16 protein-coding genes are annotated in these 17,511 nt (G+C 72.2%); 6 read left to right on the top strand and 10 right to left on the bottom strand.

Going from position 1 to position 17,511, the window contains the following annotated elements:
* The first annotated feature begins 15 nt into the window (after positions 1-15).
* From AMK29_RS33405 to AMK29_RS33380, 6 genes are all read left to right on the top strand, one after another.
* The gene (locus AMK29_RS33405) at positions 16-2,217 is read left to right on the top strand and encodes a molybdopterin oxidoreductase family protein (protein WP_073819825.1); all 2,202 of its coding nucleotides are present in this window, start codon (positions 16-18) and stop codon (positions 2,215-2,217) included.
* A gap of 159 nt (positions 2,218-2,376) precedes the next feature.
* The gene (locus AMK29_RS33400) at positions 2,377-3,885 is read left to right on the top strand and encodes a CitMHS family transporter (RefSeq protein WP_073819824.1); all 1,509 of its coding nucleotides are present in this window, start codon (positions 2,377-2,379) and stop codon (positions 3,883-3,885) included.
* Positions 3,886-4,049: 164 nt separating this feature from the next.
* Positions 4,050-4,769 (top strand): hypothetical protein, encoded by a 720-nt coding sequence (locus AMK29_RS33395; RefSeq protein ID WP_073819823.1) that lies wholly within the window; start codon positions 4,050-4,052, stop codon positions 4,767-4,769.
* On the top strand, positions 4,756-5,529 hold the full coding sequence (locus tag AMK29_RS33390; RefSeq protein ID WP_073819822.1) for a class F sortase: 774 nt from the start codon (positions 4,756-4,758) through the stop codon (positions 5,527-5,529). Before AMK29_RS33395 ends, AMK29_RS33390 begins: the two co-directional genes overlap by 14 nt.
* Positions 5,530-5,821: 292 nt before the next feature.
* Positions 5,822-7,222 carry an aldehyde dehydrogenase family protein gene (locus AMK29_RS33385; RefSeq protein ID WP_073819821.1) on the top strand — a complete coding sequence of 467 codons (1,401 nt, stop codon included), beginning with the start codon at positions 5,822-5,824 and terminating at the stop codon, positions 7,220-7,222.
* 45 nt (positions 7,223-7,267) lie between these two features.
* Positions 7,268-8,350: a Zn-dependent alcohol dehydrogenase gene (locus AMK29_RS33380; RefSeq protein ID WP_073819820.1), complete on the top strand. Its 1,083-nt coding sequence runs from the start codon at positions 7,268-7,270 to the stop codon at positions 8,348-8,350.
* A gap of 73 nt (positions 8,351-8,423) precedes the next feature.
* Here AMK29_RS33380 and AMK29_RS33375 read toward each other — a convergent pair whose 3' ends face one another.
* The 10 genes from AMK29_RS33375 to AMK29_RS33330 form a co-directional block, all read right to left on the bottom strand.
* The gene (locus AMK29_RS33375; RefSeq protein WP_443334095.1) at positions 8,424-9,338 is read right to left on the bottom strand and encodes a PDR/VanB family oxidoreductase; all 915 of its coding nucleotides are present in this window, start codon (positions 9,336-9,338) and stop codon (positions 8,424-8,426) included.
* Positions 9,339-9,394: 56 nt separating this feature from the next.
* Positions 9,395-10,843, bottom strand: coding sequence for a purine-cytosine permease family protein (locus tag AMK29_RS33370; protein WP_073819818.1), 1,449 nt, complete (start codon positions 10,841-10,843; stop codon positions 9,395-9,397).
* On the bottom strand, positions 10,840-11,247 hold the full coding sequence (locus AMK29_RS33365; protein WP_073819817.1) for a Rieske (2Fe-2S) protein: 408 nt from the start codon (positions 11,245-11,247) through the stop codon (positions 10,840-10,842). The genes AMK29_RS33370 and AMK29_RS33365 overlap by 4 nt, the downstream gene beginning before the upstream one ends.
* Positions 11,244-12,116, bottom strand: coding sequence for an iron-containing redox enzyme family protein (locus AMK29_RS33360; RefSeq protein ID WP_073819816.1), 873 nt, complete (start codon positions 12,114-12,116; stop codon positions 11,244-11,246). Before AMK29_RS33360 ends, AMK29_RS33365 begins: the two co-directional genes overlap by 4 nt.
* Entirely contained in the window at positions 12,113-12,916 is an 804-nt protein-coding gene (locus AMK29_RS33355; protein ID WP_073819815.1) for a dihydrodipicolinate synthase family protein, read from the bottom strand. Before AMK29_RS33355 ends, AMK29_RS33360 begins: the two co-directional genes overlap by 4 nt.
* A 25-nt stretch (positions 12,917-12,941) precedes the next feature.
* On the bottom strand, positions 12,942-13,475 hold the full coding sequence (locus AMK29_RS33350) for a DUF6190 family protein (protein ID WP_073819814.1): 534 nt from the start codon (positions 13,473-13,475) through the stop codon (positions 12,942-12,944).
* On the bottom strand, positions 13,465-14,643 hold the full coding sequence (locus tag AMK29_RS33345; RefSeq protein ID WP_073819813.1) for an aminotransferase class I/II-fold pyridoxal phosphate-dependent enzyme: 1,179 nt from the start codon (positions 14,641-14,643) through the stop codon (positions 13,465-13,467). The genes AMK29_RS33350 and AMK29_RS33345 overlap by 11 nt, the downstream gene beginning before the upstream one ends.
* A gap of 229 nt (positions 14,644-14,872) precedes the next feature.
* Positions 14,873-15,574 (bottom strand): DsbA family oxidoreductase, encoded by a 702-nt coding sequence (locus AMK29_RS33340; protein ID WP_073819812.1) that lies wholly within the window; start codon positions 15,572-15,574, stop codon positions 14,873-14,875.
* 34 nt (positions 15,575-15,608) lie between these two features.
* Positions 15,609-16,409 carry an MBL fold metallo-hydrolase gene (locus tag AMK29_RS33335; RefSeq protein WP_073819811.1) on the bottom strand — a complete coding sequence of 267 codons (801 nt, stop codon included), beginning with the start codon at positions 16,407-16,409 and terminating at the stop codon, positions 15,609-15,611.
* Positions 16,410-16,479: 70 nt separating this feature from the next.
* The gene (locus tag AMK29_RS33330) at positions 16,480-17,418 is read right to left on the bottom strand and encodes a DMT family transporter (protein WP_073819810.1); all 939 of its coding nucleotides are present in this window, start codon (positions 17,416-17,418) and stop codon (positions 16,480-16,482) included.
* Positions 17,419-17,511: the final 93 nt, after the last annotated feature.

The raw sequence follows: 17,511 nt of genomic DNA, 5'->3' as shown, positions 1-17,511 counted from the left end.
TCCCAGGGAGACGCCATGCCCACCGCCCCGCGCATCTGCCCCCTCTGCGAAGCGACCTGCGGACTGACCCTCACGATCGAGGGGACCCGTGTCACCGCGGCGCGCGGCGACCGCGACGACGTCTTCAGCCAGGGGTTCATCTGTCCCAAGGGCGCCGCGTTCCCCGAGGTGGACGCCGACCCCGACCGGCTCCGCACCCCCCTCGTCCGCAAGGACGGGCGCCTCCAGGAGGCCACCTGGCAGGAGGCGTTCGACAGGATCGCCGCCGGAATCCGACCGATCATCGAGGAGTACGGGCCGGATGCCGTGGGTATCGTCCTGGGCAACCCCAACGTGCACACGATGGCAGGCGCCCTCTACCCGCCCCTGCTGATCGGCGCGGTCCGCACCCGCAACCTCTTCACGGCGTCCACGCTCGACCAGATGCCCAAGCACGTCTCCAGCGGGCTGCTGTTCGGAGACCCCTTCGCCGTCCCCGTGCCGGACCTGGACCGCACCGACCACCTGCTGATCCTCGGAGCCAACCCGCTGGACTCCAACGGAAGCCTGTGCACCGCCCCCGACTTCCCCGGCAGGCTCAAGGCGCTGCGCCGGCGCGGCGGCACCCTCACCGTCGTCGACCCCCGGCGGACCCGCACCGCGCGGCTCGCCGACCGGCACGTCGCGATCCGCCCCGGCGCCGACGCCCTCCTCCTCGCCGCGCTCGTCCACACCCTCTTCGAGGAGGGACTCACCGACCTCGGTCCGCTCACCGCCCATGTGGAGGGGGTCGAGGAGGTACGGGCCGCCGTAAGGGAGTTCAGCCCGGAGGCGGTCGCCGCCGCCTGCGACGTGGACGCGGACACCATCCGCGCCCTCGCCCGGGAGCTCGCCGCCGCGCCCACCGCCGCCGTCTACGGGCGGATGGGCAGCTCCACCGTGGAGTACGGCACCCTCGGCAACTGGCTCGTCGACGTCCTCAACATCCTCACCGGCAACCTGGACCGTCCCGGCGGCGCCCTCTTCCCGCAATCCGCCACCGCGCCCGCCCCGCGTCCCGCCGGACCGGGCCGGGGCTTCGCCCTCGGGCGCCGGCACAGCAGGGTCTCCCACCACCCCGAGGCCAAGGGCGAGTTGCCCATGGTCGCGCTCGCCGAGGAGATCGAGACGCCGGGCGAGGGGCGCATCCGCGCGGTGATCACCATCGCCGCCAACCCCGTCCTCTCCGCGCCTGACGGGGACCGCCTCGACGCGGCCCTCGGCTCCCTCGACCTCATGGTCGCCATCGACCCGTACCTCAACGAGACCTCCCGCCACGCCGATGTCCTGCTGCCCCCGCCGCCGCCCTCCCGCAGTGCCCACTTCGACTTCGCCTTCAACGGCTTCGCCGTCCGCGACCAAGCCCGCTTCACCCCGGCGGCCGTACCCCTCGAAGCCGAGCTGATGGACGAGTGCGAGATCCACGCGCGGCTGATCCTCGCGGTCTCCGGGATGCACGGCGCTCCGCCCTCCGCCGTCGACCAGCTCGCCATCGACACCACCCTCGCCAAGGCCGTGACGCAGGAGCACTCACCGGCGTTCGGAGCCGACCCCGAGGAGTTCGCGGCCCGGCTCACCGGGGACACCGGGCCCGAGCGCCGGCTCGACCTGATGCTGCGCCTCGGCCCGTACGGGCTGACCCTCGACGAGCTGAAGGCCCAACCGCACGGCATCGACCTCGGCTCGCTGAAGCCGCGCCTCCCGCAGGTCCTCAAGACCCGCAGCGGACGGATCGAGCTGCTCCCGCCGCCCGTCGCCGCCGACCTGCCCCGGCTGCGCGCCGCGCTCGACGCCGTACCCGACCCGGGCACGCTCCAGCTCGTCGGGCGCCGCCACCTGCGCTCGAACAACAGCTGGCTGCACAACACCCCTGCCCTCGGGGGAGGTTCGAACCGCTGCACCCTCCAGGTGCACCCCGAGGACGCGGCCCGGCTGCGGCTGGCCGACGGCGGGCTCGCCCGCGTCAAGGGCGAGGGCGGCGAGCTGGAGGTCCCGGTCGAGGTCACCGACGGGGTGCGCCCCGGGGTGGTGAGCCTCCCGCACGGCTGGGGTCACGACCGGCCGGGCACCCGGCTGACCGTGGCGTCCGCCCGCCCCGGCGTCAACGTCAACCAGCTGCTCGACGGCTCCCGGCTCGACCCGCTGTCGGGTACGGCCGTACTGAACGGCTTCCCCGTCGAGGTGTCGCCCCTCGCGTGACACCGGCTCGCGCCCGGCCAGGCCACGACCCCCGTCGTGACCTGGGGTTTTGCTCGTATTGCTCACGCGTCAACGTCTTGTTAACGGCAGAAGGGGGCACCTACCGTCATCCGGACCGCCGCTCGGCGGCAGTTCAACGGTGAACGTGAGGTGCCCTCCATGCTGACCGTCCTCGGCTTCGCCATGATCGCGACCTTCCTGGTCCTGATCATGATGAGAAAGATGTCGCCGATCGCGGCGCTCGTGCTGATCCCCGCGCTCTTCTGCGTCGCGGTCGGGCAGGGGGCCCAGCTCGGCGACTACGTCATCGAAGGCGTCGGCAAGCTGGCGCCGACGGCGGCGATGCTGATGTTCGCCATCGTCTACTTCGGCGTCATGATCGACGTCGGGCTCTTCGACCCGATCGTCCGGGGCATCCTGCGCTTCTGCAAGGCCGACCCCGTCCGGATCGTCGTCGGCACGGCGGTGCTCGCCGCGATCGTCTCGCTGGACGGCGACGGCTCCACCACCTTCATGATCACCGTCTCGGCGATGTATCCGCTCTACAAGCGGCTCGGTATGAGCCTCGTGGTCATGACGGGTGTCGCGGCCACCGCCAACGGCGTCATGAACACCCTGCCCTGGGGCGGTCCCACGGCCCGCGCCGCGACCGCGCTGAAGCTGGACGCCGCCGACGTCTTCGTGCCGATGATCCCGGCGCTCGCCATGGGCCTGCTCTTCGTCTTCGTCCTCGCGTACGTCCTCGGGCGCCGCGAGCGCAAGCGCATCGGCTACCTCACGCTCGACGAGGCCCTGGTGCCCGAGACCGAGACCGTGCTGGTCGGGGCCGGTGGCCTCGGCGGTGGCAACGGCAGTGACGCGACAGACACCGGCACCGGCAGCCCCACCGGCACCTCCGGGACCACCCCCACCGGCATCTCCGGGACCATCCCCACCGGCACCCCCGGGACCACTCCCACCGGCACCCCCGGGGCCGCCCCCACCGGCCCCGCCACCCCCGGCGCGTCGGCAGCTGAGGACGGCGGGTTCCAGGGCCTGGACCCGAACCGTCCGACGCTCCGCCCCCACCTGTACTGGTTCAACGCGGGCCTGACGCTCGTGCTGCTCGCCGCGATGATTTTCGAACTGCTGCCGATCCCCGTGCTGTTCCTCCTCGGCGCCGCGCTCGCGCTCACCGTCAACTACCCGAAGACGGCCGAGCAGAAGGCGCGTATCGCCGCCCACGCCGACAACGTCCTCAACGTCTCCGGCATGGTCTTCGCCGCGGCCGTCTTCACCGGGGTCCTGACCGGCACGGGCATGGTCAAGCACATGGCCGACTGGCTCGTCGGCGCGATCCCGGAGGGCATGGGCCCGCACATGGCCCTGGTCACCGGCGTGCTCAGCCTGCCGCTCACCTACTTCATGTCGAACGACGGCTTCTACTTCGGCGTGCTGCCGGTCCTCGCCGAGGCGGGCGCGGCCCACGGCGTGTCGCCGCTGGAGATCGCGCGGGCCTCGCTGGTCGGTCAGGCCCTGCACATGTCGAGCCCGCTGGTGCCGGCGGTGTACGTCCTGGTGGGCATGGCCAAGGTGGAGTTCGGCGACCACACCAGGTTCACGGTGAAGTGGGCCGCGCTGACCTCGCTGGTCGTGCTCGCGGCGGGAATCGTCTTCGGGATCGTCTGAGGGCGCCGGGCCGGGCCGACACGAGCCGGGCCGTACGACCTCTGGGCCGGACGGGGGAAACGGAGGGTGGCGACGCGCATGTCGCCACCCTCCGTGTCCAGGTGATGACTAATAGTCAGACTATCGGTTGAAATGCCCGCCGACATCATCCCGGAGGAATCCGCATGTCTGTTCGCCTCGCCCGGCCCCTGGCCGCTACCGCAGCCGCCCTCACCCTCAGTGGTGTCGCCCTCGCGGGCGCGCCCGCCGCCTTCGCCGCCCCCGGCGACAACGGCGACGTCAAGATCCACCACGCCGGGCGCCCCGACGAGCCGCCCCGTACGCCGGAGGCCGATCAGCGCAACGAGCCCAGGGTCTGCACGTTCTACATCTCCGCGCTCGGCTTCGACGGCCTCCAGCTGCTCAACTGGACGATCTCGCCGCAGCCCCCGAAGGGCGGTGCGGTCAGAGTCGGCTCGATCACCGTCGACCCCGCGGGCAACGGGTACACGCCCGACATCGAACTCCCCGACGGCATGTACAAGGTCGAGTGGACCTGGACGGGGCAGCAGGGCGCCAAGAAGAGCAAGGTCTTCCGCGTCGACTGCGACCACTTCGACGGCCCGCCGAACGGCAACGGCGGCAACGGCAACGGCGGCAACGGCGGTAACGGACACCACGGCAACAACGGCAACAACGGGAACAACAACGGCTGGAACGGCGGCAACGGCCAGCACAAGCCCCCGCACGGCCCGGTCGGCGCCGGCGGCGGCGGCAGCGCGGAGATCGCCGCCGAGGACTCCTCCACCTTCGGCGTCGGGGCGGCCGTCGCCGCCGGCCTCGCCGGTACGGCCGGACTGGTCCTGATCCGCCGCTCGCGCCGCCGCAACGATGGCGCCGCGTAGGTCGTCCCGCCTCACGCGCAGGCGCCGGCGCCTGTTCCGGCTCGCCAGGACCGTGACCGTCACCGTGGTCCTGGTGACCGGCGGCGTCTGGTGGGCCGGTGACGAGGAGCCGGCCGGGCCGGCGCTCGCCGCCGGCCCCGCCACTCCCGGCGGGGCCGGGGCGGCCGCGGCGGCCGGAGCGCCGGCCGCCCAGGACCACAAGGCGAGTACCGCGGCACAGCCCCCGTCCACGCCCCGGCCCCGGGCGAAGGCCGCGCCCAAGTCCCGGCCGCCGACCTCCCCGCCCGCGCCGCTGGCCCGTTCACGTCCCACCGTCCTCGCCGTGCCGGCGATCACCATCGAGGCGCCCGTCATCGACCTCGGCCTCGATGCCGCGGGGCGGCTCGCCACGCCGCCGGTCGAGAACCCCCGGGTCGTCGGCTGGTACGCGAAGGGCGCCACACCGGGGGAGCGGGGGACCGCCGTCGTCGTCGGCCACCGCGACACCCGCACCGGGCCCGCCGTCTTCCTGAACCTCAACGCGCTCAGCCCGGGCAACACCGTCCGGGTCGCCCGCGCCGACGGCAAGGTCGCCGTCTTCACGGTCGACCGCATCCGTACGTACACCAAGGCCGAGTTCCCCGACAAAGAGGTGTACGGCTCCACCGGGCGGCCCGAACTGCGGCTGCTGACCTGTGGCGGAGCCTTCCACCGCACCAAGGGTTACGAGGCGAACATCGTCGTCTTCGCCCACCTCACCGACATCGCGCAGAAGATCTGACCCGCGGTCTCGACGGACCCAGCCGCTCCGTCGGTCCCGCACCCCCGCCGCGTCCGGCGGGCCGCCACCCGGCGTGCCCACCGGACGCGGCCGCGTGTCCAGGAGCCCCGCGCCGGTACCGGGCCCACGCGGCCGTCCGGTCCCGCCGTGGACAGGGTCGGGGCCGGGGCGGCACGATCGGTCGCGTACTGAGACCCGGGGCACGTCCCGTAGCCCTGGCGCCGAAAAACTAACAGCGCTAGTTTGGGTCGACGCCGCCGAACCGGTCGGCCGGGTGAGGAGAGGGAAGCGCATGAAGGCCCACGACGCGCACGACGCTATGTACATCGGCGGGGAGTGGCGCCCCGCGTCCGGCCCCGACACCATCGCCGTCATCAACCCGGCGGACGAGCAGGTCATCGGCCATGTCCCGGCCGGCACGGCCGACGACGTCGACGCCGCCGTACGCGCCGCCCGGGCCGCGCTGCCCGGCTGGGCCGCGACCCCGCCCGCCGAACGGGGCGCGCGCATCGCCGCCCTCCGCGACGCGCTGGCCGCCCGCGCGGAGGAGATCGCCGCCACCGTCACCGCCGAACTCGGCGCGCCGCCGCAGCTCGCCGCCGCCGTCCACGCCGGGCTGCCGATCGCCGTGGCCGGCTCGTACGCGGAACTGGCCGCCACCCACCCCTTCGAGGAGAAGGTCGGCAACTCGACCGTCTACTCGGAGCCGGTCGGCGTCGTCGCCGCGATCACCCCCTGGAACTACCCGCTCCACCAGATCGTCGCCAAGGTCGCCCCGGCCCTCGCCGCAGGCTGCACCACCGTCCTCAAGCCCGCCGAGGACACCCCGCTCACCGCCCAGCTCTTCGCCGAGGCCGTCCACGAGGCGGGCCTGCCCGCCGGTGTGTTCAACCTGGTCACGGGGCTCGGCCCGGTCGCGGGACAGGCCCTCGCCGAGCACCCGGAGGTGGACCTCGTCTCCTTCACCGGCTCCACCGCCGTCGGCCGCGGCATCGGCGCCCTCGCCGGCGGCGCCGTCAAGCGCGTCGCCCTCGAACTCGGCGGCAAGTCCGCCAACGTGATCCTGCCGAGCGCCGACCTGTCCAAGGCGGTCGCCGTCGGCGTCGCCAACGTCATGTCCAACTCCGGCCAGACGTGCAGCGCCTGGACCCGGATGCTGATCCCCGCGGACCGGTACGAGGAGGCGGTGGCGCTCGCGGCCGAGGCCGTCGCCAAGTACGTCCCCGGCGAGCGGGTCGGCCCCCTCGTCAACGCCAAGCAGCAGCAGCGCGTCCGCGGTTACATCGAGAAGGGGATCGAGGAGGGCGCCCGGCTCGTCGCCGGCGGCCCCGACGCCCCGCGCGAGACCGGCTACTACGTCTCCCCGACCGTCTTCGCCGACGTCACCCCCGAGATGACCATCGCCCAGGAGGAGATCTTCGGACCGGTCGTCTCACTCCTGAGGTACGAGGACGAGGCCGAGGCCCTGGCCATCGCCAACGGCACGGTCTACGGCCTCGCGGGAGCCGTCTGGGGCGAGCCCGAGGAGGCCGTCGCCTTCGCGCGCCGCATGGAGACAGGACAGGTCGACATCAACGGCGGCCGGTTCAACCCGCTGGCCCCCTTCGGCGGGTACAAGCAGTCGGGCGTCGGCCGGGAACTCGGCGCGCACGGCCTCTCCGAGTACCTCCAGACCAAGTCCCTCCAGTTCTGACCGTTCCGCCGTTCTGACCGTTCCGCGCAGAAGGAGCAAACGAGCGTGATCCGCGCCGCAGTCCTGCCCGCCGTCGGCTCTCCGCTGGAGATCACCGGCATCGAGCTCCCCGAGCCCGGCCCCGGCCAGGTCCGCATCCGGCTCGCCGCCGCCGGCGTCTGCCACTCCGACCTGTCCCTCTCCGACGGCACCATGCGCCTGCCGGTCCCCGCCGTCCTCGGCCACGAGGGCGCCGGCACCGTCGTCTCCGTCGGCGAGGGCGTCACCGGCATCGCCCCCGGCGACGACGTCGTCCTCAACTGGGCCCCCTCCTGCGGGACCTGCCACCCCTGTTCGCTCGGCGAGGTCTGGCTCTGCGCCAGTGCCCTGGCCGGCGCCGCGAACGTCCACGCCCGCATGCAGGACGGCACGGAGCTGCACCCCGGCCTCAACGTCGCCGCGTTCGCCGAGGAGACGGTCGTCGCCGCGAACTGCGTCCTGCCCGCCCCCGAAGGGATCCCGCTCACCGATGCGGCGCTGCTCGGCTGCGCCGTCCTCACCGGCTGGGGCGCGGTCCACCACTCGGCGCGGGTCCGCGCGGGCGAGTCCGTCGCGGTGTTCGGCGTCGGCGGGGTGGGGCTCTCCACCCTCCAGGCCGCCCGGATCGCGGGCGCGTCCACGATCGTCGCCGTCGACGTCTCCCCGGAGAAGGAGGCGCTCGCGAGGGCGGCGGGGGCCACCGAGTACGTCGTGGCCTCGGAGAACACCCCCCGGGAGATCCGGAAGCTGACCGGCGGGCAGGGCGTCGACGTGGCCGTCGAGTGCGTGGGCCGCGCCGTCACCATCCGCACCGCCTGGGAGTCCACCCGGCGCGGGGGCCGCACGACGGTCGTCGGCATCGGCGGCAAGGACCAGCAGGTCACCTTCAACGCCCTGGAGATCTTCCACTGGGGCCGCACCCTCGCGGGCTGCGTCTACGGCAACTCGAACCCGGCCGAGGACCTGCCGGTCCTCGCCGAGCACATCAGGGCGGGCCGGTTCGACCTCGGCTCCCTCGTCACCGAGCGGATCACCCTGGACGGCATCCCCGGCGCCTTCGACAACATGATCGCGGGCAAGGGCGGCCGGGCCCTGGTGGTCTTCCCCTGACACCGGCCGGCTTCCGCCCCCGGCGGACGCGGAAGCCCGTACCGGCCGATCTCCCGGTACGGGCCTCCGCGCCTCACAGGTCCAGGACGAGACGGTCCGTGCGCGAGCGGCCCACGCAGATCATCATCGTCGTCCCCGAGGCCTTCTCCTCCTCACCGAGGACGGAGTCGTGGTGCTCGGGCGTCCCGGCCAGCACCTTCGTCTCGCAGGTGCCGCACCAGCCCTCCTCGCAGGAGTACGCCACACCCGGCACGACCTCGCGCACGGCGTCGAGCAGGGTCCGGCCGGGCTCCACGCGCAGGGTCCGCCCGCTGCGCTTCAGCTCCACCTCGAAACCGTCCGACGCGACGTTCCCGCCGGAGGGAGCCGCCCCGAACCGCTCGGTGTGCAGCGGCCCCCGCCACCGCTCCTCCACCGCCCGCAGCAGACCCTCGGGGCCGCAGCAGTAGACGGCCGTCGACGGGGGCAGCCCCCCGAGGGCGGCGTCCAGATCGGGGAGCCCCGCCGTGTCCTGCGGGACGAGCGTGACCCCGGGGAGCCCGGCGAGCTCCTCGCGGTACGCCATCGACGCCAGGCTCCGGCCGCCGTACAGCAGGGACCACGTGCCGGGCCGCAGGGAACGGAGCATCGGCAGCAGCGGGGTGATGCCGATGCCGCCCGCGACGAACAGATAGCGCTCGGCGGGCACCAGCGGGAAGCGGTTGAACGGACCCCGCACCCCGAGGAGCGTGCCCTCGCCGACGGCGCGGTGGACCTCCTCCGATCCGCCCCGGCCCGCGGTCTCGCGCAGCACCCCGAGCCGGTAGACGCGCCGGTCGGCCGGATCGCCGCACAGCGAGTAGTGCCGGACCGTCCCGGACGGCAGGGTCACCTCCAGGTGCGCCCCCGGCTCCCACGGAGCCAGTTCGGCGCCCGCCGGGTCGGCCAGCAGCAGCCCCCGGACGCCTTCCGCCTCCTCGACGACCGTCCGCACCACGAGTCGGAACATGGACATGAGTGAGTCACCTCGGTCAGTGAACGGATCGGCGGCGGTCGGACGCGGGGTCAGCGGCCGCCGGAGGGCGGGAGAAGCGGCTCCGGCCAGACGCGGCACAGCGCCCCGTAGAGCACGGCGGCGACCACGAACGAGGCCGGCAGGCTCAGGTCGACCCCGTCCGTGAGCCCGGTCAACGGGCCGGTGTACAAGGGGTTGTTGACCCACAGCACACCGACGACGGAGCCGGCCGTGAAGGCCGCGGCGGCCCGCGCGTTGACCCCGCCGGTGTACCAGTACCGGCCGCCCCCGCCCGTGGTGAAGGCGCGCAGCGCCTCCGCGTCGTACCGGCCCCGGTGCAGCACGTACCCGACGGAGAGCACGGCGGCCCACGGGGCGACGACGGTGAGCAGCAGCGTCACGAACGCGGACATCGCGTCCATGGCGTCGTACACCACCGCCCCGAGGTACAGCACGGCCGCCGCGAGCAGGGCGACCACCGTGGTCACGGCGGCCCGTGAGGAGCGCCAGAACACCGAGTTGGCGGACAGCCCCGCGGCGTACAGGCACAGGCCCGCCTGCGGCAGGGTGCCCGCGAAGCCGAAGACCACGACCGCCACCGCGAACCAGCCGGGCACCGCGTCCGTCAGGCCCTGGAGCCACGGCTCGTCGGGCACGGGGAAGAGGGTCGTGACGTACGCGCCGGTGAGGAGAGCGGCGATGCTGCTGAGGAACATGGAGATCCCGCTGGCCCGCACCACCCGGCCGGTGGGGGTGGAGGAGGGCATGAAGCGGGTGTAGTCGCCCTGGAACGTGGCGTACGACAGGGGCACGGTGGCGGAGGCGGTCGCCGCGAGCAGCCAGGTGTGGAACGGGCTGTCGAGGGCGAGCGCCCCGCCGGCGTAGCCCGCGTCGAAGTCCGGGGCGAGGACGAGGACGGTGCCGAGGAGGACCACGCCTCCGGTGACCGCCGTCACCTTGTAGGTGCGGACGAGCGTCTGGTGGCCGCGTACGGCGACCAGCGCGACCGCGGCCGCCGTCACGAACATGGCGGCGGTCAGCGCGCCGGGGCCCGTGGGGGTGCCGAGGAGCCGGTGGCCGGCGACCATGACGGCGGTGCCGCCCGTCCACACGGCGATCGCGAAGAACCCGAGCGCGGTCACCACCGTGAGGGTGTTGCCGACGACCCGGCCCCGGACGCCGAAGTGCGCGCCGCTCGCCACCGGGTCGTTGGTGCCGGTACGGACGCCGAACCGGGCCAGCGGCGCGAGCAGCAGCGTGCCGACGGCGACGCCGACGGCGATGGCGCTCGCCGAGGCCCACCAGCCCAGGCCGAAGACGACGGGCAGCGCGCCGAGGACGACCGTGCCGAAGGAGAACTGCGCGGAGGGCCAGATCCAGCCGAAGTCGCCCGGTGTCGAGGTGCGTTCGGCCTCGGGCACCGGCGCGATGCCGTCGTGTCCGGCCCCCGCACGGGGCGGCGCCACGGTGGACGCCGCCCCGGTCGGTGTGGTGGTCATGCGGCGCCCCCGACCGGTCCCTGCCCGGTGGGCACACCGCCCCGGGCCGGTCCCTGCCCGGTGGGCACACCGCCCCCGGCCGGTCCCTGCCCGGGGATCCGCCCGCTGCCGTTCTGGCCCTGCCCGGACGGCTCCGGCAGCACGTCGACGACCCGCAGGGCCGCGCACGCCGCGCCGGACGTGCGCTCCCCGCTCGTCAGGTCGAACGTCGTGTGGTGCAGGGGACAGGTGATCCGCAGCCTGTCCCCGTCGACCCTGCCGTACTTGAGCCTGCCCCCGCGGTGCGGGCAGACGGCGGCCGCGAGGACCTTGCGGCCGGCGACCTCGACCAGGACCAGGTCCTCGGTCACCTGGCGGACGGTGGGCTCGTCGGAGCCCCGCCGGCCGGCGGGCACGGCCGTCATGCGACGGTCTCCCGCGCCCGTGCGACGGCCGCCTCCGTGGCCGTGCCGACGATGTCGGAGGCCAGGCGGACCCCCGCCCAGATCTTCGCCAGGTCCGGCTCCTCCAGCGAGCGGATCGCCGTACGCATGTGGTTGCTGTGGTACGAGTCGATGTAGAGGTGCTCGGTGTAGTAGGCGTCGTGGACGATCCCGAGCCTCCGGGCCGCCCGCGCGAAGCTCTGGAAGGCGTACAGCACGCTGGTCTCGAAGTAGGCGTACGCCCCCAGGAAGTACTGGGGCGAGGGCGCCCGGCTCGCGAGCCAGTGGAACATGTTGACGTACGCGAAGCACTCCGGGGTGGTCTCGTCGAGGTAGTCGTCGAGCCGGAGGCTCATGCCGAGCTCCGTGAGCAGGTCGCGGTAGAGCTGGGAGTGCGCCTTCTCCTCGTTGCCGCAGCCGAGTTCGTCGATGAGGACCCGGAAGACCGCCATCGCCGAGCGGTACGGCAGCCGCGGCACCACCGGCAGCAGCGACTCGGACTCCGTGAGACCGTCGAGGGCGAACTGCCGCACCACGACCTTGAACTGGTCGAGGGTCGCGTGCTCGGCGAGGAAGGTCGCGCTCTCCGGCAGCGCGGCCTCCTCCTCGGCGAGGAACTGCTTGAGCGCCTGGAGCAGCTCGCCGGCCGAGCCGAAGGCGGGCGCCGAGGCCTCGTACGCCCGTGCCTTGGGCAGGATCCACCGCTCCTCGATCGCGGTCATCGACCCGTAGTCGCCGAGGTTGGGCACCCGCCGGTAGAGGCTGTGCAGTTCGCGCTGGGCGGTCGCGACCGGGGCCGCGACCGAGTGCGCGGCCACCGGGACGGACAGGGGGGACGAGGGCGTGCTCATGCCGCCGTCGCCTCCTCGTGCGTGGTGGGGGAGCTGATGACGCCGCGGCTGTGCAGCTCCTTCTTGACCCAGCGGTACCAGTCGTCGCGGAAGACCCCGTACCGCTCGCAGACGCTGTTGATCTCCGCCTGGCGGTCGGGGGTCGGGTCGACCAGCATCGCGTTGCACAGGGCGGGTTCGAGGTTGGCCAGCGGGCCGATGAAGCCCTGGATGCCCCGGGCGTCGACGAGCAGGTTCTCCCAGCCCTCGAAGACCGGGATGCCGGTGCCGGCCTCGGCCATCTTCCGGGTGAAGGCCGCGTCGCCGCTGGACTCCTTGATGCCGACGATCCCGGGGATCTCGCAGATCCGCAGCAGGGTGTCGAACTCGATCCGGTTGCCCGACAGGGCCTCCTCGTTGTAGAGGAAGATCGGGATGTCGAGGGCCGCGCGGATCGCCTGGTAGTGGGCGACGATCTGGTCCTGCGTCACGTCGGCGCCGAACGGCGTGGTGACGACGACCGCGTCCGCGCCGATCTCGGCGGCCGTCCGGGCCCGGTCGATCACCGAGGCGGTGTCGGGGAGCTGGATGCCGGCGAGCACGGGGAGGCCGTCGGCGTGCTTCACGGTGTACGTGACGACGTCCTGCCACTGCCGGGCGTCGAGCTTCCAGCCCTCACCGGAGGTCAGGGCCGGCATGAGGCCGGTGACCTCGGCCCGGATGTGGTCCAGGAGGCGGGCGACGCTCTGCTCGTCGACGGTTCCGTGCTCGTCGAGGGGGGTGATCAGCGGGACGACGGTCCCGGAGTAGGTGTCAGGCATGAGAGGGGTGCCCTTCGGATTGTCTTCAGAGGTTTTCGGAGACGACCGTCAGGACCAGCGACCGCTGGTAGAGGTCTTCCAGGTACGGGGGGAACGCCGTTTCCGGGACCGTGCCGGCTGAGCCGTCCGGCACGATCGGTACGACGGGCAGGCCGGTCCTCGACGTCAGCCGCGGGCTCGCCGTGTGCAGGACGCCCCCGCGGCCGACGACCTGGGCGAGCAGCAGCCGCTCGTGCGTGGGGAGGCCGTCGAACTCGGGCGTGGTGCAGGCCCGGCGGATGTCGTCCTCGGTGTAGGCGGCGCGCTCGACGGCCAGGTCGGTGTGGAGGACGTCCATGAAGGGGTAGTACTCGTCCTGCACCCCTCGTTCGTAGCCCCACACCAGGTCGTCGCAGCGGCCGACCTGCTCCCAGCTCATGACGACCCCGCCCTCGTCCCCCGCGGCCAGCCGGCCCGCGAAGAAGGCCTTGGCGGCCAGGCGGACGGTGTCGTCCTTGCTGTGCATGCCCATGAAGAGGGTGGCGTCGACGAACACCGCCCGGTGCGCGTCAGGCCGCATAGCGCTCGAGCACCTTCCGCATCCGCTCCATGGCGCCGGCGAACACCTCGGGCTCGCGGGCCAGGGCCAGGCGGATGAAGCGCTCGCCCTTCTCCTTGGTGTTCCAGTAGAAGAAGGTCCCCGGCAGGACGTACACCTCCTCGTCGAAGAGGACGGCCTGGAGGCGGGTGGCGGTCAGGTGCTCCGGCTTGATGCGGAACCAGGCGACGCTGGTGCCGACGACCGGCTCCTGGAACTCCAGGATGGTGCCGCTGAGGGCGGCGCGGGCGGCCTCGCCGTTGGTGCGGATGATGTCGCGGACGGAGGCGAAGCCGTCCGAGATGGAGTCCTCGACGTACTGGGTGACCATGTTGAGGACGAACGGCGAGACGTTCAGGAGGACGCTGGTGTGGAGGTTGTAGACCTCCTCCTGGATGTCCCGGCTGGCGGTGATCATGGCGCACTTGGCGTCCTGGATCGGCCAGGTCTTGCCGGTGTCCTCCATGACCATGTACGTGACGCCCGACTCCTCCAGGAGCCGGTAGATGTCGACCCGGCCGATGCCCTCGTCGCAGAGAGCGAAGGAGGCGAAGCAGAAGTCCATCACCAGGACCTTGTCGTGGTCGACGCAGTAGCGGACCACCTCGCGGAAGCCCTCCAGCTTCTCCGCGAGCAGGGTGAACCCGGTGGGGTTGTTGGGGTCGACGAGGTAGAGGGCGTCCGCGTCGACCTGCTCGACGAGCCGGTCGTAGATGGCGTCCTTGTCGTGCAGCGCCGACTCGGCGAGCGGGGAGATCGGCACCTGCATGTTGCGCAGCAGGTCGACCAGGTTGTCGAAGCAGGGCTCGACCAGCTGCACCGACTTCCCGCGCTGCTTGAGGAACATGCCGGCGACCATGGTCGACACGCTGGCGGAGTAGGAGAGGAGCGTCCGGTCCATCGCCCGGGCGGTGGGCTGCTGGTGCAGCCGGAAGAAGGCGTCCAGGAACTGGCGCTCGAAGTGCGCCTGCTGCTTCGACTCGGACTCGTGCCAGAGCTCGGGGAGCCGCGAGACGATTCGCTCCTGGGACGCGGACTGACGCTGGTGGGTGTGCGCGTCCGCCAGGTTGAACCGGGTCTTCAGGGCTTCTATCTCGTGCTGGGTGAGGTCGACGAACGTGCTGACGTCTGCCTTGTCGGTCAACGACATGAGAACTCCCGCTGTCGATACGAATCTCCGTCCGGAATCCCGGCGGCGTGAACGACTGTAGGAGCTTCGACCGGCCTTGCGAATAACAGCCGGGTCACGCAATTAATAATCACCGCGATGTTCTCCCGGAGAAAAAAAGGAACGACGGTCGGGCATTCCTCGAAAGGAATGCCTGACCGTCGTTCCCCTTGTTCTCCGGCTTGTCCGGCCGTTTTGGGCGGCCTTTCAACTATTCAGTGGCGGCCCGCAGCAGGATGTCCTCGTATACCTTCGGGTCGTCCGCGTTGATCACCGGCCAGCCGATGCCGTAGGCGCCGTCCCAGTCCACGTCGATGCCGGGATTGGCCAGGTCGGAGCCGTCCGGCAGGAACAGGTGGGGACTGCAGTCGATCCGGTCGGTCGCGGCCTGCGCGGCCTGGTCCGCGAGCGCCCGGCGCGCGCGCCCGTCGTCCAGCGCCTCCGTGAGGGCGTCCACGTCGACGACGCCGGTGGCGGCGGCCACGTCCAGGATGACCTTGCGGTGGCTGATGCAGCGCGACTCGGCCCAGAAGGCCCGGCGAAGCCCGAGGTCGAGCTGCTCGGAGGCGTTCAGGCTCTGTTCCTTGGCGGCGAGTACGGCCTCCAGGGCGGGCAGGGTCGTGGAGGGGTAGAGCCAGTCCTTGGCCTGCCACAGCTGCCAGCCGGCGGACGGCTCCAGGCTGGCCATCCGGGCGACCTCGCTGTCCGTGCCCGGGCGCGGGCTCGGGGCGTCGTTGAGCAGTTCGAGGGGGAAGGCGCGCAGGTCGAAGGAGACCTGCTCCTCCAGGCCCAGACGGGCCCGGGTGGCGTGCAGCCGGTGGATCGCGATGTGCGCGAAGGAACACCAGATGTCGGAGAAGACGGTGACGACTCCGCGCGGCGGGGTCAGGTCGGCGGTGGTCGGGTCGAGCATGGTTCTCCTCGGTTCTGACGCGGGCGGAGCGGACTCAGCCCGCGGGGGACTCGATGGCGTCGAGCGCCGCCTCGAGGTCGAGGTCGGCGTCCGGCAGCCAGGCGGGCAGGGTGGGGATGCGGGCCATCGCCCCGAAGAGCCGCGGTACGGCCTCCTCGCGGACGGTCGGACCGTGGGCGCTGAGCAGCCGCGCGGGACGCAGGGCGGCCAGTTCACGTACCGGTCGGAGGAATTTCGCCTCGTCGACCAGGGCGGTCCACGGGGCTATCGCCCGGTTCAGGACGTCGAATCCGTGGAAGAATTCCTCCTCGGAAAGTTCGGTGAAGTCCTGGCGTATTTCCTCCACGACGGTGCCGAAACTGTCCGAGCTGTAGAGCGTTCCGTCGGAGTGGTCGAACACGGCGAGGGTTCCGGGTGAATCGAACGTGGGCGGACGGTGAAAACTCAGCTCACGGTCACCGATTTTCACCCGGCTTCCCGGGTTCGCGGTCACCACCCGGTCCTGCGGAATGCCGAACTCTTCCGATATTCGCGTCACCGATATCGCGTTGGCGAGCACCTTCGCCTGCGGCGCGGCCGCCAGGACGGCCGCGAGGGCTCCGGTGTGGTCGCGGTCGTCGTGCGTGACGACGATCCAGCGCAGATCGGCGGGCTCGATCAGCGACCAGAGGGACTCCAGGAAGCCCTCCCGGTCCACGGGCATGCCGGTGTCCACGAGGAGCGGCTGGCCGGACCGTACGAGGAAGGCGTTCACCGGCTGGTCGCCGAGGCCCGGTATGGGCAGCGCCGAGGGGAGGACGTGGATGTCCGGCCCGGCGGTGTAGGACGCTTTCATGACACACCTTTCATGACGCACCGAGCGGGCCGTGCCCCCGGGCGTGACCCGGGGGCGGGACGGCCCCGGGTCAGACGAGCTGGATGGTCAGGGAGCCGGCGATCAGCAGGACGAGACCCAGGGCGCGCGGCTTCGTCAGGGAGCGCTGGGGGAGCTTGAACAGGCCCTTGTGGTCGATCAGCGCCGAGGTGAGCTGCTGGCCCGTCACGGTGAGCGCGATGGTCACGGCCGCCCCGATCGACGGGATGAGCAGGAAGGTCCCGGTGACGTAGGCGGCGGCGCAGGCGCCACCGAGCCAGCCCCACCAGGGCATCTTCTTCAGCGGCGCGATCTTCGGCTTGGGGGTGCGACGGGTCGCGTAGAGCACGAGCAGGACGACGGCGATGGTGAAGGTCGCCACGGCGAAGCTGATCACGGCGACGGTGATGGGCTCCTTGAGCTGGGCGCGCAGCTGGGCGTTGACCGCGCCCTGCACGGGCAGCACGGCGCCGGCGAGGACACCGAGGGCGAGCCAGCCGACGCGGCCGGCGCTCGACATCTTGGGGGCGCCGGGAGGGGCGGCGGCCTTCATGCCGCGGATGATCACGACGATGCCGGCGAGCACGGCGACGGCGCCGATGACGATCCCGGCGCTGAGGTCCTGCTTCTCGAGGCCGAGGAGGCCGAAGAGGTCGAGCGCGAGCGAGGCGAACATCTGGCCGGTGACGAAGAGTCCGACGGCGGCGAGGGCTCCGAGCCGGGGGAAGAGCAGGATGCCGCTGGTGATGTAGAGCGGACTGGCGAGGCCGCCCAGGAGCTGCCAGGCCTCGACGTCGGGCAGTTTGCCGAGTGCGCCGAGGGCTCCGGCCGCCACCGCGAGCACGGTCAGCAGACCGGTGGCGACGCCGAGCTGGATGGTCGAGGCGCCGTACGGGGTGCCGACGGCCGAGTTGAGCTGGAGGTTCACCGAGGCCTGGACGGCCAGGAGGCAGCCGACCAGCAGGGCCGCGGCGAGGAGCGCGGTGTGCATCTTGATCTCCCTGGGACGGGATGGCGAGCGGGTAAGTGGACACTGAGTCCGTTTAGCATGCCATGGCAGCCATCAAGCGGACAAGGTGTCCAC

Source organism: Streptomyces sp. CB02261 (assembly GCF_001905665.1).
Classification (GTDB): Bacteria; Actinomycetota; Actinomycetes; order Streptomycetales; family Streptomycetaceae; genus Streptomyces.
Note: the sequence above shows the minus strand (reverse complement) of the source record. Positions and strands in the feature narration are given on the sequence as shown.